This window comes from Geodermatophilus amargosae (assembly GCF_900116515.1).
GTDB lineage: Bacteria > Actinomycetota > Actinomycetes > Mycobacteriales > Geodermatophilaceae > Geodermatophilus > Geodermatophilus amargosae.
Genome location: NZ_FPBA01000005.1, coordinates 204,185 through 219,798 on the forward strand (window position 1 = coordinate 204,185; position 15,614 = coordinate 219,798).

16 protein-coding genes are annotated in these 15,614 nt (G+C 75.7%); 11 read left to right on the forward strand and 5 right to left on the reverse strand.

Annotated features, from left to right (window positions below; all coding sequences use genetic code 11):
• Positions 1-134: 134 nt before the first annotated feature.
• The 3 genes from BM414_RS09765 to BM414_RS09775 are packed head-to-tail and all read left to right on the forward strand — an operon-like array spanning position 135 to position 1,968.
• Complete coding sequence (locus BM414_RS09765; protein ID WP_093579235.1) at positions 135-935, forward strand: DeoR/GlpR family DNA-binding transcription regulator; 801 nt, start codon at positions 135-137, stop codon at positions 933-935.
• Complete coding sequence (locus BM414_RS09770; RefSeq protein ID WP_245784608.1) at positions 932-1,303, forward strand: DUF4406 domain-containing protein; 372 nt, start codon at positions 932-934, stop codon at positions 1,301-1,303. The genes BM414_RS09765 and BM414_RS09770 overlap by 4 nt, the downstream gene beginning before the upstream one ends.
• A complete protein-coding gene (locus tag BM414_RS09775) occupies positions 1,300-1,968 on the forward strand; it encodes an NUDIX domain-containing protein (RefSeq protein ID WP_093579236.1) in 669 nt (222 codons plus the stop codon). Before BM414_RS09770 ends, BM414_RS09775 begins: the two co-directional genes overlap by 4 nt.
• Here the strand turns inward: BM414_RS09775 and BM414_RS09780 are convergent.
• The 5 genes from BM414_RS09780 to BM414_RS09800 form a co-directional block, all read right to left on the reverse strand.
• Positions 1,965-2,381: an ATP-binding protein gene (locus tag BM414_RS09780; RefSeq protein WP_093579237.1), complete on the reverse strand. Its 417-nt coding sequence runs from the start codon at positions 2,379-2,381 to the stop codon at positions 1,965-1,967. The genes BM414_RS09775 and BM414_RS09780 overlap by 4 nt on opposite strands.
• Positions 2,371-2,706 (reverse strand): STAS domain-containing protein, encoded by a 336-nt coding sequence (locus BM414_RS30165; RefSeq protein ID WP_217644640.1) that lies wholly within the window; start codon positions 2,704-2,706, stop codon positions 2,371-2,373. The genes BM414_RS09780 and BM414_RS30165 overlap by 11 nt, the downstream gene beginning before the upstream one ends.
• Positions 2,703-4,700 (reverse strand): glycosyltransferase family 2 protein, encoded by a 1,998-nt coding sequence (locus BM414_RS30170; protein ID WP_093579238.1) that lies wholly within the window; start codon positions 4,698-4,700, stop codon positions 2,703-2,705. Before BM414_RS30170 ends, BM414_RS30165 begins: the two co-directional genes overlap by 4 nt.
• Positions 4,697-5,887, reverse strand: coding sequence for a PP2C family protein-serine/threonine phosphatase (locus tag BM414_RS29280; protein WP_175551524.1), 1,191 nt, complete (start codon positions 5,885-5,887; stop codon positions 4,697-4,699). The genes BM414_RS30170 and BM414_RS29280 overlap by 4 nt, the downstream gene beginning before the upstream one ends.
• Positions 5,888-6,069: 182 nt before the next feature.
• Complete coding sequence (locus BM414_RS09800; RefSeq protein WP_093579366.1) at positions 6,070-8,052, reverse strand: acetoacetate--CoA ligase; 1,983 nt, start codon at positions 8,050-8,052, stop codon at positions 6,070-6,072.
• A 176-nt stretch (positions 8,053-8,228) separates the two neighbouring features.
• Between BM414_RS09800 and BM414_RS29285 the strand changes: the two genes are divergently transcribed.
• From BM414_RS29285 to BM414_RS09840, 8 genes are all read left to right on the forward strand, one after another.
• On the forward strand, positions 8,229-9,179 hold the full coding sequence (locus tag BM414_RS29285; RefSeq protein ID WP_175551509.1) for a hypothetical protein: 951 nt from the start codon (positions 8,229-8,231) through the stop codon (positions 9,177-9,179).
• A 92-nt stretch (positions 9,180-9,271) separates the two neighbouring features.
• Positions 9,272-10,591: a hypothetical protein gene (locus tag BM414_RS29290; RefSeq protein ID WP_093579241.1), complete on the forward strand. Its 1,320-nt coding sequence runs from the start codon at positions 9,272-9,274 to the stop codon at positions 10,589-10,591.
• A gap of 112 nt (positions 10,592-10,703) precedes the next feature.
• Positions 10,704-11,111 carry a DUF2237 family protein gene (locus tag BM414_RS09815; protein ID WP_093579242.1) on the forward strand — a complete coding sequence of 136 codons (408 nt, stop codon included), beginning with the start codon at positions 10,704-10,706 and terminating at the stop codon, positions 11,109-11,111.
• Positions 11,112-11,166: 55 nt separating this feature from the next.
• The gene (locus BM414_RS09820) at positions 11,167-11,661 is read left to right on the forward strand and encodes a glutathione peroxidase (protein WP_093579243.1); all 495 of its coding nucleotides are present in this window, start codon (positions 11,167-11,169) and stop codon (positions 11,659-11,661) included.
• 121 nt (positions 11,662-11,782) lie between these two features.
• Positions 11,783-12,499, forward strand: coding sequence for a mycothiol-dependent nitroreductase Rv2466c family protein (locus BM414_RS09825; protein ID WP_093579244.1), 717 nt, complete (start codon positions 11,783-11,785; stop codon positions 12,497-12,499).
• Positions 12,500-12,574: 75 nt separating this feature from the next.
• On the forward strand, positions 12,575-13,645 hold the full coding sequence (locus BM414_RS09830) for a FecCD family ABC transporter permease (protein WP_245784609.1): 1,071 nt from the start codon (positions 12,575-12,577) through the stop codon (positions 13,643-13,645).
• A complete protein-coding gene (locus BM414_RS09835) occupies positions 13,642-14,751 on the forward strand; it encodes a FecCD family ABC transporter permease (RefSeq protein ID WP_093579245.1) in 1,110 nt (369 codons plus the stop codon). Before BM414_RS09830 ends, BM414_RS09835 begins: the two co-directional genes overlap by 4 nt.
• The gene (locus tag BM414_RS09840; RefSeq protein ID WP_093579246.1) at positions 14,748-15,590 is read left to right on the forward strand and encodes an ABC transporter ATP-binding protein; all 843 of its coding nucleotides are present in this window, start codon (positions 14,748-14,750) and stop codon (positions 15,588-15,590) included. Before BM414_RS09835 ends, BM414_RS09840 begins: the two co-directional genes overlap by 4 nt.
• Positions 15,591-15,614 lie beyond the last annotated feature (24 nt).

Genomic DNA, 15,614 nt, shown 5'->3' on the forward strand with positions numbered 1-15,614 from the left:
GGCCCCGGTCCACCTTGCTACCCCCTCCGGGGCTCCGCACGGCGCGGGCGCCGACCGTGACCGAGCGCACGGTCGGCCCCGTCGAGCGCACACGTACTTCACATATCTCACACGTTGCTGGTAGAACTGCCGCCATGGCCGTCCCCGACCGACTCGACGTGACGCTGCGGCTGGTGCGCAACGCCGGCCGGGCCTCGCTCCCCGACCTCGCCGCCCGCCTCGGCGTGTCCGAGATGACCGTCCGCCGCGACCTCGACGCCCTGCAGGCCCGCGGGCTGGTCGAGCGGGTGCGCGGCGGCGCCGTCGCCGTCGCCGGTCCCGAGAGCTCCGCGGGCTTCGCCGCCCGCGCCGACTGGCAGGCCGGCCTCAAGGAGCGGATCGGCCGGGCGACCGCCGCCCTCGTCGAGCACGGCGCGACCGTGCTTGTCGACGCCGGGACGACGACGGTGCACGTCGCGCGCGCCCTGGCCGACCGCGCCGCCGCCGGGGACGGTCCGTTCACCGCCGCCGTCGTGAGCCTGCCGGTGGCCGACGTGCTGGCCGACCGGCCCGGGATCCGGCTGCTCGTCGTCGGCGGGGAGTCCCGCCCGGGCGAGCGCAGCCTGGCCGGGCCCCTGACCGCCGCGGTGCTGCGCCAGCTCACCTTCGACGTCTTCGTCATGTCGATCGGGGCGGTCAACGCCGCGGCCGGCTGGTCGGAGTTCACGCTCGAGGACGCCGCGGTCAAGCAGGTCGGGCTGCAGCAGGCCCGCAGCACCCTCGTCGTGGCCGACGCCTCGAAGCTCGGCGTGCGGGCCTTCGCCTCGGTCGCCCCGCTGGACGCGGTCGGCCGCCTGGTCACGGACGCCAGCGCCCGCGACCCCCAGCTCACCCCCGCGGCGCAGGAGACCCTCGCCGCACTCGACGACGCCGGCGTGGAGGTCGTGCTCTCGTGAACGAACCCCTGATGATCCTGGTCGCCGGCCCCTACCGGGGCGGCACCGGCGACGACCCGGAGAAGATCGCGGCCAACCACCGGGCGATCCAGCTCGCCTGCCTGGAGCTGTTCCGCGCCGGGCACCTCGCCGTCAACGGGGAGGACCTGGCCCTGCCGCTGGCCGAGCTCGCCGGGTCGACCCGGGTGGGCGACGCCGCCTTCGACGAGGTGTTCCACCCGATGGGCCGCCGGCTGGTCGCCCGGGTCGACGCCGTGCTGCGGCTGCCCGGCGCCTCGGCCGGGTCCGACGAGATGGTCGAGCTGGCACGGGCCCGCGGCGCTACGGTCTACACCGCCGTCGACCAGGTGCCGGCGGTGACCCGGTGACCGCCGTGGGCATCCCGGGCGTCGACGTCCCCGACCACCGGGGCCGGACCCGCCTGGACCGGGCGGGTCGGGACCTCACCGGCAACCCGGGCATCGTCGTCCGCGACGTGGAGCTGCTGGCCGCCGGCTGGCACGTGCTGCGCCGGACGACGTTCGACCAGCGTCGCCGCGACGGCTCCTGGACCACCGAGCAGCGCGAGACCTACGACCGCGGCAACGGCGCCACGCTGCTGCCCTACGACGTCGCCCGCCGCACGGTGCTACTCACCCGCCAGTTCCGGTTCCCCGCCTACGTCAACGGCTCCCCCGACGGGATGCTCGTCGAGACCGCCGCCGGGCTGCTCGACGAGCAGGACGCCGAGACGGCGGTCCGGCGGGAGGCCGAGGAGGAGCTCGGCGTCGTCGTCGGCGAGGTGACCCGTGTGTTCGACGTCTTCACCAGCCCGGGGTCTGTGACCGAGCGGGTCGTCTGCTTCGCCGCCCCCTACACGCCGGCCGACCGGGTGTCGGCGGGTGGCGGGCTCGCCGAGGAGGGCGAGGACATCGAGGTGCTCGAGCTCGACGTCGACGAGGCACTGGTCATGGTCGACGACGGACGGATCGCCGACGCCAAGACGATCATCCTGCTGCAGTGGGCGGTGCTGCGCGGGCCGTTGCGCGCCTAGCGCGGCGAGCGGACCCGGACGATCCGCCAGTGGTTGGTCGCGCCCTCCCGCCAGTAGGCGACCTCCTCGACCGCCCGGCGGGCCAGTGCCAGGCCGCGACCGGACTCGGCCAGGTCGTCCGGCAGGGTGGCCGACTCCAGGTCGACGCCGGCCTGCGGACCGGAGTCCTCGAACCTGGCCTCCAGTCGCGGTTCGAGGACCCGGACCAGGAGGGTCAGGTCCAGCACCTCCCCTCCGGCGGCGTGCTCCATGATGTTCCCGGCGACCTCGGTCAGCGCGATCTCGAACCGCATCCGGTCCTCCACCGCGACGTCGGGATGACCCGCCCAGGCGCTCTCCAGCAACTCGTGCACCAGGTCGAGGCTCTGGGGCACCGCCGGAGTCGTCAGCCGGTAGCCCAGGTCAGCCGCCATCGAGGGCCGCCTCCACGGTGTCGTGGGGACGCAGCACCCGGTCGAGGTTGGTGAGCTCCAGGACGGTGCGGACCTGTGGCGTCAGTCGGGCGATCCGCAGGTCGCCACCGGCCTGGCGGGCCGCCTTGAGGCCACCGACGATGGCGCCGAGGCCCGACGAGTCCATGAACGTGCACGCCGCGAGGTCGATGACCACCGTCGTCCGCCCCGCCTCGACGGCCTCGCCGACCGATGCGCGCAGGGCCGGCGCGTTGACCATGGTCAGCCGGCCCTCGATGCGCAGCACCGCCACGTCCGGGCGCTCCCCGGCCTGCACCTCGGTCACGTCGTCTCCCTCTCGGCCCGCGGGCCGCGGTAGTGCACCGCCCGCAGGACGATGCTCAGCATCAGCAGGTCGTATCCGACCCAGGCCAGGTTGACCCAGGTCCCCTCCGGCGTGGGCGCCACCCCCAGGACCTCCCGCGTCACGCCGATGATGGCAGCGACGACGAGCACTCCCATCGCCATGAGCTGCGGTCGGATGAGCGACCACGGCGGACGGCCGTCCCCTTGAGCCGTCTTGGGCGTGACCACGAACCCCAGGCTGCGGCCGAACCAGACGTTGCCCGCGGCGGTGGCGCACGCCCGGATCCACAGCGGGAAGAGGGCCAGGTTGTACTGCTGGCCGCGCCAGGTGCCCAGCCTCCAGCCCACGACCAGCCCCAGGACCTGGTTGACCACCAGGAACGGCAGCAGCCGGACGAGGAAGTCCTCCCCGAAGGTGTCCACCGGCCGGACCCCGAGGACCAGGTAGGCGACGGGCGCGGCGAGGTAGACCAGGGTCGCGAAGCCGGAGAGATAGCTCCACATGGTCGCGAGGTACATGAGCCGCTGACCCCAGTGGAGGCCGCGCTGGACCAGCGGGTTCTCCCGCAGCATCACCTGCAGCGTGCCCTGCGACCAGCGCAGCCGTTGGTGCAGCATCGACCGCAGGTCCTCGGGCGCCAGTCCCCGGGCGAGGACCTGGTGGTGATAGACCGACCGCCAGCCCAGCCGGTGCAGCCGCATCGCCGTCGCCATGTCCTCGGTGACGGAGATGGTCGCCATCGGCATCAGCGGCTGCGCCTCGTCGGCGAGGTCGACGTCGACGGCGGCGACCAGGGCCCTGACCGACTCGAGCGCGGTCAGCGGCGACCACTCCCGGCAATCCAGCTGCTGCAGGTCCCATTGCGCCGTGGGCTCGACGAGGGTGACGCCGGGCGACGGGCACTCCGGCCGGGGCTCGAGCGACGCGATGACCGCCAGGTCCGCCTGCAGGCCCGCGGTGTCGGCGGCGACGACCTCCCGGCCGGCCTCGTCGACCTCCCGCTGGAAGCGGTAGGTGACCTCCGAGACCGGCTGCCCGCCGGCCAGTGCGGCCCGAGCCGTACCGACCGCGGCGGAGACCCGGTCGAGGGCGGCCAGCGCCGGCGCGCTGGATCGCGCCTCCCTGCGGGCGACGGCGAGGATCGCGCCGGCGCGCCGCAGGGCCACCCGGATCGCCTGCTCGACGTCCCGCACGTAGCCGACGACGCCCAGCTGCATGAGGGCGTCGCGGCGCAGCACGGCGTTGGACCCGCAGAAGTACGCGGCGTCCCAGCCGTCCTTGCCCATCTGGATGGGGCCGTAGAACAGCGACGCCTGGCTGCCGAGCGGATCGGCCGCGCCGACGTTGGAGAACCACTGCGGGGTCTGGACGAACGCGACGCGCGGGTCGTCGAAGTAGCCCAGCGTGCGCTCCAGGATGGCGGGGTCGGGCACCTGGTCGGCATCGAGGACCAGCAGGAACTCACCGTCCGTCGCGAGGAGGGCGTTGTTGAGGTTGCCCGCCTTCGCGTGCCGGGGCCGACCGGACCAGTCGGCGCTGCGGGTCAGGTACCCGAGGCCCGCCGCCTCGGCGGCCGAGCGCATGCCCGCGCGGTCGCCGTCGTCGAGCACCCAGGTGCGGTGGCGACCGCGGATGGCCTGGGCCGCTCGCGCGGTCCGCATCACCAGGTCGACCGGTTCGTCGTAGGTGGTGATCAGGACGTCGACCGTCGCCCCGGCCGGCGCCCGCGGCGGCTCGCCCCGGCGGCGCAGCCGCCACACGGTGGCGCCGAAGAGATAGGCGTCGACGAGGCTGTAGGTCTCGGCGAGCACGAGCGGCACAGCCAGCCACCAGGCCGCCCAGTTGATCGAGTCGAGCCAGCGCCACACCACGTAGTTGGTGCCGCTGACCAGGGTGAGGACGACCAGGACGCGGATCCACCGCGCGCGGGCCGCCGAGACCTGGACGGCGGCCGCGGCCGCCGCCGTGCTCACGCCGTCCGCCGGACCGCGACCACGGTGACGTCGTCAGGCAGCACGGCGAGGGCGCCGGCGAGGGCGCCGAGGTGGGCGACGAGCTCGTCGGCGGTCCCGGCGGTGCGGGCCACGGCGGCGACCTCCCGGAAGGCGGCCTGCGCGCCGCCGTAGAGCTCGAGGACCCCGTCGCTGAAGATCACGACGCCGTCGCCCGGCTCCAGACGCAGGGTGTGCTCGGGCCACTCCGCGTCGTACGGCCAGCCCAGCGGCACCCCGCCCCGCCCCGTCCGCTCGACGGAGCCGTCCGCCCGCACCATCAGCGTCAGGCCGTGCCCGGCGTCGGCCAGGCGCAGGAGCCCGTCGGCCGGGCGCAGCCGGGCGTGGCAGAGGGTGACCAGGGTGTCGGTGCGCCACAGGTCGTCGTGCAGGGCCGCGGCGGCCGCGGCGATCGCCTCCGCGGGCCGTGCGACCCGGCTACCGGCCCGCATCACGGCACGGACCGTGGCCATCAGGATCGCTGCCTGCAGACCCTTGCCCATGACGTCACCGACGGTGAGACCCACCTCGCCGTCCGATGCCGTGTACCAGTCGAAGAAGTCGCCGCCCACGGCACCGGACTGCAGGCACAGGCCGGCGATGTCGTACCCGGGCAGGCGCAGGGTCTCCCGCGGCAGGAGAGCGCGTTGCACGTCCCCCGCCCGGTCCAGCTCCTCGGCCCGGTCGATCTCGCGCTGCGCCCAGGAGGCGAGCTCGGCGAGCATCCGGCGGTCGGCGTCGGTGAAGTCGCGGGGCCGGTCGTGCACCACGCAGAGCGCGCCCACCCGGTGGCCGCCCGGTGCCTCGAGCGGGTACCCGGCATAGAAGCGGATCTGGCCGCTGGTGACCGAGGGGAAGTCGCTGAACCGCTCGTCGGCGGTCGCGTCCTCGACGACGAGGATCCCCTCGTTCCGGATGGTGTGGTCGCAGAAACCGGTCGCGCGCGGGCCGTCCTCCAGCGCCCGGCCGTACTGGGACTTGTGGTGCTGCGTCCTCCCGTCGATCAGGGTCACGGCAGCCGCCCCGACCCCGAACACCTGCTGCGCCAGCCGCGTGATCCGGTCGAACCGCTCCTCGGGGCCGGCACCGATCAGACCCAGGTCCTCGACGGCGCGCACCCGCGCGACCTCCTCGACGGCCGCGGGTGACCGCTCGACCTCGGTTCTCACGTCTTCGTCCCCCACTCGGTGTGGCGCTCCTCCGCCGACCGCGTGGTTGCGGACCCGGCCGGCTGTGCGACTCGAATGGGATCGGCACGTCCGGGGACGAGGTTGAGCACCGACCCGGACTCCGGACGGCGCCCGGTGCACCGCGCTGCGGTGGACGTCACCGACGTCCGTGCTCAGTCCACCTAGCGGACCCCGCGCTCCCGGGCCAGCGCGACGTAGTGCTCGACCAGCGACGCGTCGTCGACGGCCCCGGGGTTGACCGCCTTCTCCGGCGGAACGCCCTGGAACAGCCGCTTCAGCGGGACCTCCAGCCGCTTGCCGGTCCGGGTGTGCGGGACGCCGGGCGCGACGAGGACCTCGTCGGGGACGTGCCGCGGGCTGGCGGAGCTGCGGATGGCGGCGCGGATCCGGCCGGTGAGCTCGTCGGTGAGCTCCGCGCCGGGCGCCATCTGCACGAACAGCGGCATCCAGTAGCCGCCGTCGCGCTGCTCGACGCCGAGGACGACGCAGTCGGCGATCTCCGGGAAGGACTCGACGGCGGCGTAGATGTCGGCGGTGCCCATGCGCACGCCGCCGCGGTTGAGGGTCGAGTCCGAGCGGCCGGTGATGACGCAGGTGCCGCGCTCGGTGACCTCCATCCAGTCGCCGTGCCGCCAAACGCCCGGCCAGGGCTCGAAGTAGGCCTCGCGGTAGCGGGTGCCGTCGGGGTCGTTCCAGAAGTACAGCGGCATCGACGGCATCGGCTCGGTGATCACCAGCTCGCCGAGCTCGCCCACCACCGGCTCGCCGTCCTCGTTCCACGCCGCCGCCGCGACGCCGAGCATCGGACGCTGCAGCTCGCCGGCGGTCACCGGGAGCAGCAGCGTGCTGCCGATGAAGCCGGTGGCGACGTCGGTGCCGCCGGACGCCGAGCTGAGGAAGACGTCGCCGCCCACGGCGTCGTAGACCCAGTGGAACGCCGACGCGGGCAGCGGTGAGCCGGTGGACCCGATGACCCGCAGCGCCGACAGGTCGTGCGTCTCCCCCGGCCGGATGCCCGCCTTCTCGCAGGCGATGAGGTACCCGGCGCTGGTGCCCAGGTAGGTGATCCCCGTGCGCGCGGCGAGGGCGAACTGCGCGTCCACCGAGGGGTACGCCGGTGCGCCGTCGTGGACCACCACGGTCGCGCCGCGCAGCAGCGCCGAGGTGGCGATGTTCCACATGATCCAGGCGGTGGAGGCGTACCAGTAGAAGCGGTCGCCGGGGCCGACGTCGCCGTGCAGGCCCAGCTGCTTGTGCTCCTCGAGGGCCACGCCGCCATGGCCGTGCACGATCCCCTTGGGCAGCCCGGTGGTGCCCGACGAGTAGACGATCCACAGCGGGTGCTCGAACGGCAGCGCCTCGAACACCGGGTCCTGCCGGTCGGCGACGGCCTCGGCCCAGCCCAGTGCCCCCTGGGGCACCTCGTCGGGGAACAGCCGGGGCACGGAGATCGTCGTCCGCACGGTGGGCAGGGCGGCCCGCAGCTCGCCGACGACCTCCCGCCGGTCGTGGGCCTTCCCGTTGAACCGGTACCCGTCGACGGCGACCAGCACGGTGGGCTCGATCTGGGCGAAGCGGTCGAGCACCGCGCGGGTGCCGAAGTCCGGCGCGCAGGAGGACCACACCGCGCCGATCGACGCGGCGCCGAGGAAGGCGACCACCGCCTCCGGGACGTTGGGGAGGTACGCGGCGACGCGGTCCCCGCGCTGCACGCCAAGCCGGCGCAGGGTCGCCGCGAAGGCGCCCACCTGCGCGCGCAGCTCGGCCCAGGAGACCTCGACCGGTTCGGCGTCCTCGGCGACGGCGATCAGTGCCGGGTGCTCGTCCGTGGCGTGCCGCAGGGCCTGCTCGGCGTAGTTGACCGTCGCGTCCGGGAACCACTCGGCGCCGGGCATCCCGCGCCGGGTGAGGACGCGGTCGTCGGGGACGCGCTCGGGGAGGACACCCGACCACACGGCGACGTCGGCCCAGAACTGGTCGAGGTGGTCGACCGACCAGCGCCAGATCGCGTCGTAGTCGGTCGGGTCCAGGTCGAGCCCGCGTCGGGCGGCCACCTCGCGGGCGAAGGCGGCGAGCCGGGTCGCCTCCCGGCCCTCCTGGGTGGGCTGCCAGAGCACCGGCGCGGGAGAGGTGTCAGCGGTCACGGCAGCACCCTGCCACTGCCCCCGTGGCGGCGGCACGGCTGTCCTGCCACTCACCGAACGTGACCGTTCGGTATGCCGGTCCACCCCATCAGGCGACCGGGTCCAGCTGGCGCCCTCCGTGACCGACCGGCTCCAATGAGTGAGCACCATGTCGGACGACACCAGGGGGAGGTGCGATGACCGAGCGTCCTGTGCCGCCTGGCCGTCGCGCCCGCCTGGCCCGGTGGAGGGGACGGACCCTCGTCCTCGCCGGGATCGGTGCCGGGGTCTGGCTGGCCGGCGCGTCCACCGCCTCGGCCGACGAGCCGCCGCCCGGCGGCCTGCTCGGGACGGTCACCGCACCGGTGGGGCAGGTCGTGGAAGCGGTCGTCCCGCCCGTCGTCCAGCCCGTCGTCCAGCCCGTCGTCTCGCCCGTGGCCCAGACCGTCGCGCCGTTGGTGACGCCGGTGGCCGAGGCGGTCGCGCCGGTGACGGCACCGCTGCGCGACGTCGTCGCACCCGTCGGCCGCGTCGTCGCCCCGGTGACGGACGCCGTCGCTCCTGTCGTCACCCCCGTGACGGAGGTGCTGTCCCCCGTCACGGACGCCCTGACGCCGGTCACCGAGGCCCTGACCCCGGTCACGGACACGCTGACCCCCGTCACCGACGTCCTGGACCCGGTCACCGGTGAGCTCCCCCCGGTGACCGACGCCCTCCCGCCGGTCGCCGGCGTGCTGACGCCTGCTCTCGACGGCGTCGACGTCGCCGCGGTCGCCACCCCCGACGCCACGGCGCCGTACGCCCCGGTGGCGGTCACCGCCGACCCCGCGGACCTGCGGGACGGCCAGGCGCCGGTCCGCTCCACCGAGGGCACCGGCACCGCCCGGGACGACGCCGGCTCGCCCGTCGCCGTCCCGTCCCCCGTGGTCCCGGCCGCGCCGCTCGCGCCGGCCGTCCCGGTGGTGCCGGCCGTCCCGGCGTCCGCGGGCACCGCGGCCGGCGGTGCCGGCTCCGACCGCGACCAGCTCCCCTACGACCTCGGCACGACCGTTCCCGTCGCGCCGCAGGCGGCGGCGCAGGCCGCCTCCGCCGAGGCCCGGGACGCCGCCGCCGGCGACCCGGTCGACCCCGCCAGCTCCCCCGACTGAGGAACGCGCTCCCGGCTCCCCGAGCCGGTCGCAGCGCACGCCCCGCCGTCCCGTCCGGGACCGCGGTCCTCACCCCAGTCAGGAGAACTCCCATGCACACCTGGGCCAACCGCGCCCTGCGCGTGGCACTGATGACCGGCGGCCTCGTGGCCCTCGGCACCGGTGTCGCCGCCGCCTCCGACGACCTCGACGTGACGGTGCCGGTCACCGTCGCCGACAACGCCCTCGGTGTCCTCGACACCGGCACCCCGGTCGGCGGGGTGGAGCTGCCCGCTGTCTCCCAGGACCTCGCCCTCGACCTGGGCCCGGTCACCGTCTCCGTGCCCGTCACGATCGGCGGCAACGACGCCTCCGTCGCCGGCGGCACCGCCACCCAGGAGCCGGCCGCGCCCGCGCCCGGCAGCACCGCGCCGGCCGACGTCGTGGTGCCGGTGACCGTCGTCGGCAACGCGGTCGGCGTGCTCGGCGACGCCGAGGCCGGCGGCACCGCTCCCGCCACCCCTGACGGCGCGGTGACCGCGCCCGTCACGGTCTGCGGCAACGGCGCCGGCGTGCTCGGCGACGCCTCCGGGGACTGCACCCAGGCCGGTGCTCCGGCGCCCGCCCCGACCGACGCGGGCCCGCTCGGCGGCGTGCTCGACGTCGACGTCCCCGTGACCGTCTGCGGGAACGGCGCCGGCCTGCTCGGCGACGCCGCCGGGGACTGCACCCCGGCGACCTCCGGCGGCGGTACGGGCTCGGACGGAGACGGCGGCCTGCTCGACGTCGACGTCCCCGTGACCGTCTGCGGCAACGGCCTGGGCCTGCTCGGCGACGCTGCCGGGGACTGCACCCCGGCCACCTCCGGCAGCGGCTCCGGCGGCTCCGGCTCCGGGAACGGCTCCGACGGCGGCATCGACGTCGACGTGCCGGTGACGGTGTGCGGGGTGGGCCTCGGCCTGCTCGGTGACGCCGTCGGGGACTGCGCCCCGGCGACCGACCCCACCGACCCGACCGACCCCACGGAGCCGACCGAACCGACGGACCCCGAGGGCCCGCAGGACCCGGGCACGCCGGAGGACGGCGCGGGGAACGGCTCGGGCACCCCGGGCCACGGCCCGCGGAACGGCACCGGTCACGGCCTCGGTCACGGCCTCGGTCACGGCCTCGGTCACGGCATCGTCCGGCCGGCGTCCGCGACCGGGTCCATGTCGGCGGGGTCCATGTCGGCGGGGTCCATGTCGGCGGGGTCCATGTCGGCGGGGTCCTGGTCGGGCGGCCCGTGGGCGGCGTCCGACCGGTCCGGGGACACCGGGCAGCTGGCCTACACCGGCACGGAGACGGCGACCGCCCTCGGGGCGGCCCTGCTGGCCCTCGCGCTGGGGAGCGGCCTGACCCTCACCGGCCGGCGCCGCCGGGTGGACACGGTCTGACCGGCACTGCCTGATCGGCACCGCCTGACCCGTACCGCGGGCCCGGCCGGCAGCGTCGCCGGCCGGGTCCGCGGACGGGCGCGCCCTCCCGCTCCCTGCGACGATCACCGTCGTGACGGAGCCGGAGCCCAGGACCGAACGCAACGTGCTGGGCGGGACGCTCGAGGCGTGCGGCACCGAGCCGCTGACCGGCTTCTACCGGGACGGGTCCTGCCGCACCGGCCCGGACGACCTCGGCAGCCACACGGTCTGCACGGTCGTCTCCCGGGAGTTCCTCGCCCTGCAGCGCGAGCTCGGCAACGACCTCACGACGCCGCGGCCGGAGTACGGCTTCCCGGGTCTGCGGCCCGGGGACCGCTGGTGCGTCGTCGCCACCCGGTGGCTGCAGGCCTACCGCGCGGGTGCCGCCGCCGGGGTGGTCCTGGCGGCCACGAACGAGCGGTCGCTGGAGATCGTGCCGCTGTCCGCGCTGCGCCAGTACGCCGTCGACGTGCCCGACGACGTCAGCGACCTGGAATGAGCCGGGCACCCCGCGCGCTGCTGCGGTCGACCGGCTACGCCTGCGAGGAGTCCCCGTGACCGACCTGCTCGACCTGCCCGTCTCGACCTTGCAGGGCGAGGACACCACCCTCGGCGCGCTGACCGGCGGCGGTCCAGCCCTGGTGGTCAACGTGGCCAGCCGGTGCGGTCTGACCCCGCAGTACACCCAGCTCGAGGAGCTGCAGCGGGAGTACGGTCCGCGCGGGTTCACCGTCGTCGGCGTCCCGTGCAACCAGTTCGCCGGACAGGAGCCGGGCACCGCCGAGGAGATCGCCGGGTTCTGCTCGGCCACCTACGGCGTCACGTTCCCGATGACCGGCAAGGTCGAGGTGAACGGGGACGGCGCGCACCCGGTCTACCAGCGGCTCACCGAGGCCCCCGACGCCGCCGGCGAGTCCGGGCCGGTGCAGTGGAACTTCGAGAAGTTCCTGGTCGACGCCGACGGCGCGGTGGTCGCGCGGTTCCGCCCGATGACCGACCCTGGCGCGCCCGAGGTCCGGACGGCGATCGAGGCCCTGCTCCCCCGCTGACCTCCCGCTCCGGCGTTGCCGGGGATCCTCGCGGACCGCCGGCGCTGCAGGACCGGCGACACACGGGGAACGCCGTCGATCCAGGGCGCCGGAGCCCGCGCAGCGGAGCAGCATTCCCTGCATGGCCGACCTGCACTTCTACTTCGACCCGGTGTGCCCCTTCGCGTGGCTGACCAGCCGGTGGGTCCGCACCGTGGCCGCCCAGCGCGAGTACGACGTCGACTGGCGGTTCATCTCGCTGCGGCTGCTCAACGCGCACGTGGACTACGACAGCCACTTCCCGCCCGAGTACGAGGCCGGCCACACCGCCGGGCTCCGGCTGCTGCGGGTCGCCGCCCGCACGCGGGAGGAGCACGGCCGCGCGGCGGTCGGCACGCTGTACGAGCGTCTCGGCGAGCGGATCCACGACACCGAGCCCGACCGGCCGGGCACGGCCGCCGAGCGCGGCACCCGCGCCTACCTGGAGCCGGTGCTCGAGCGCGCCGGCCTGCCGGCCGACCTCGCCGCCGCCCTCGACGACGACCGCTGGGACGCCGTCGTCCAGGCGGAGACCGACGAGGCGCTGGCGCTGACCGGCAAGGACGTCGGGACGCCGATCCTGCACTTCGAGCCGCCGGAGGGCGTGGCCTTCTTCGGCCCGGTCATCAGCCGGGTACCGCCGGAGGACCGCGCGGCCGAGCTGTGGGACCACGTGGTGGGACTGGCGCGCTTCCCCGGGTTCGCCGAACTGAAGCGGAGCCTGCGCGAGCGGCCGCAGCTGGTCTCGGCGGGCGTCGCTCCCGGGGAGGCCGGGGTGCAGGAGGACTGGCACGGCGGGAGCCGCCGCACGAAGCGGTGAGCCGGGGCGGGTGACCGGTCCCGCTCCGGGTAATAAGGTGAGCCTTGCCTGACCTCGACCGTCCGGAGCTGCCCGGTGTCCGTCCCCAGCGTGACCCGCGCTCCGGCGGCGACCCCGGGGACCGCCGCGCACGCCGGGCGGACCGTCCGCACCCGGCGCCGGGTGCTCGGCCTGCTCGTCCTGCTGCTCCTGGTCGTGGCCGCGTGCGCGGCCAGCATCGCGATCGGCTCCCGCCCGCTGGGCCCGGGCACCGCGTGGACCGCCCTCACCGACCGCTCCCTGCGGACCGAGGAGGCGGTCATCGTCTGGGACCTGCGGGTCCCGCGCACTGCGCTCGGGCTCATGGTCGGGGCGGCGCTCGGCGTCTCCGGCGCGCTCATCCAGGGGCACACCCGCAACCCGCTCGGCGACCCCGGCCTGCTCGGCGTGACCGCCGGCGCCTCCTTCGCCGTCGTCCTGGCCATCGTGCTGCTCGGCGTCGGCACCCCGGCCGGCTACGTCTGGTTCGCCTTCGCCGGGGCGCTGGCCGGCACGGTCGCCGTCTACGTGCTCGGGTCGGCCGGACGGGGCGGGGCCACGCCGGTCACCCTCGCGCTGGCCGGGTCGGCGCTGAGCGCGCTGCTGTTCGCGCTGGTGCGCACGATGCTCATCAGCGACTCCGACTCCCTCGATGCCTTCCGGTTCTGGGTGGTCGGCGCGCTGGCCGGCCGTGGTGCCGACGTCGCCTGGCAGGTCGCGCCGTTCATCGCGGCGGGCCTGGTGCTCGCCCTGCTCAACGCGCCGGCGCTCGACCTGCTCGGCCTCGGCGAGGACGTCGCCCGCGGCCTGGGCCAGCGGATCTGGCTGGCCCGCCTGACCGGGCTCGGCGCCACGACGCTGCTCGCCGGCGCGGCCACCGCCGCGTGCGGGCCGATCGCCTTCGTCGGCCTGGTCGCCCCGCACGTCGTCCGCGCGTTCACCGGCCCGGCGCACCGCTGGCTGGTGCCCTGCGCCGGCCTGCTCGGCGCGGTCCTGCTGCTGACCGCCGACGTCCTCGGCCGGGTGGTCGCCCGCCCCGGCGAGCTGCAGGTCGGGATCGTGCTCGCGCTCGTCGGCTGCCCCTTCTTCGTGGCGCTGGTGCGCCGCCGGCGGACGGCGACCCTGTGACCGCCACCGTCAGCACCGTCCGGCAGACGACGCCGCCCGAGCCCGGCGGCCGCCCGGCGGGGCGTGCGGTCACGCTGCGCCTGGGCCCGGTTTCGGCGCGGTTCCGCTGGCGCGCCGTCGTCGTGCCGGTGGTCGCCTCCGCCGTCGTCGTGGTGCTCGGCGCGCTGAGCCTGGGCCGCGGCGACTACCCGATCGGCGTCGGCGACGTGCTGCGCACGCTGGCCGGCGCCGGGGAGCAGGGCCAGCGCTTCATCGTGCTGGACCTGCGGGCGCCGCGGATCCTCGTCGGCGTGCTCGTGGGGGCGGCTCTCGGCCTGGCCGGGGCGCTGTTCCAGACCTTCGCCCGCAACCCGCTGGCCTCCCCGGACGTCCTCGGCATCACGCAGGGCGCCTCGGTCGGGGCCGTCGCGGCGATCACGCTGTCGGGCGGTTCCTCGGCCGGGGAGCTGCTCGGCGGCCTCGGCGTACCGCTCGCGGCGCTGGCCGGCGCGCTGGGAGCCGGCGCGCTGCTGTTCACCCTCGCCTGGCGGTCCGGCCTCGACGGCTTCCGGCTGGTGCTGGTGGGCATCGCGCTGTGGTCCGCGGGCCAGGCGCTCACCGACTGGCTGCTCACCGGCGCGCAGATCCACGACGCCTCGGCGGCCTACGTGTGGATCACCGGCTCGCTCAACGCCCGCTCCTGGGACCAGGCGGAGCCGCTGCTGCTCTCGCTGGCCGTGCTCGTCCCGCTGGCGCTGGCCGCCGGCCGCGTGCTCGGTGTGCTGCAGTTCGGCGACGACACCGCGCGCGGTCTCGGCGTCCGGGTGGCGCGGGCCCAGGGCGCCGTCGTCGTGGTGGCCGTCCTGCTCGTGGCGACGGCCGTGGCCGCGGCCGGGCCGATCGCCTTCGTCGCGCTGATCGTCCCGCAGGTCGCCGTCCGGCTGACCGGGGGCTCGCGGCCACCGCTGCTGGCCTCCGCGCTGTGCGGCGCGGCCCTCGTCACCGGGGCCGACCTGCTCACCCGCACCGTCCTGCCCGAGGCGCTGCCGGTGGGGATCCTCACCGCCGCGGTCGGCGCCCCCTACCTGCTCTGGCTGCTCGTCCGCGGGAGGCGGACCCCCGCATGACGACCTCCACCCCCGACGCTCCCCCGCTGTCCGCGCCGACCTCCGACGGGCGGGTGCGCCTGGCGGCCGAGGGGCTGCGGCTGGCCTACGACGACCGCGTCGTCGTCGAGGGGCTGGACCTCACGCTCACCGACGGCTCGTTCACGGCGATCGTCGGGCCGAACGGCTGCGGCAAGTCCACCCTGCTGCGCGCGCTGGGCCGGCTGCTGCGCCCGGCGGCCGGCCGGGTGCTGCTCGACGGCCGCGCGATCCAGAGGACGCCGACCCGCGACGTCGCCCGCGCGCTCGGCCTGCTGCCGCAGACGCCGGTCGCCCCGGCGGGCCTCACCGTCGCCGACCTCGTGGCCCGCGGGCGGCACCCGCACCAGAGCTGGCTGCGGCAGTGGTCGGCCGAGGACGAGGCCGTCGTGGCCGAGGCGCTGAGCTGGACCGACATGGGCGACCTCGCCGACCGGCCGGTGGACGAGCTCTCCGGCGGTCAGCGGCAGCGGGCGTGGATCTCCATGGCGCTCGCGCAGGGCACCGACCTGATCCTGCTCGACGAGCCGACGACGTACCTGGACCTGTCGCACCAGATCGACGTCCTGGAGCTCGTGGCCCGGCTGCACGCCGAGCGCGGGCGGACCGTCGTCGTCGTGCTGCACGACCTCAACCTCGCCGCCCGGTACGCGCAGCGGCTGGTGGCCATGCGCGACGGCGTCCTGGTCGCCTCCGGGACACCGCACGAGGTGCTCACCGAGCAGCTGCTGGCCGACGTCTTCGACCTCGAGGCGCGCGTGGTGCCCGACCCGGTGGCCGGGTCGCCGATGGTCGTGCCCGTCCGCCGACTGCGGCGCTAGGACCAGGCAGAGGAAGCTCTCCGC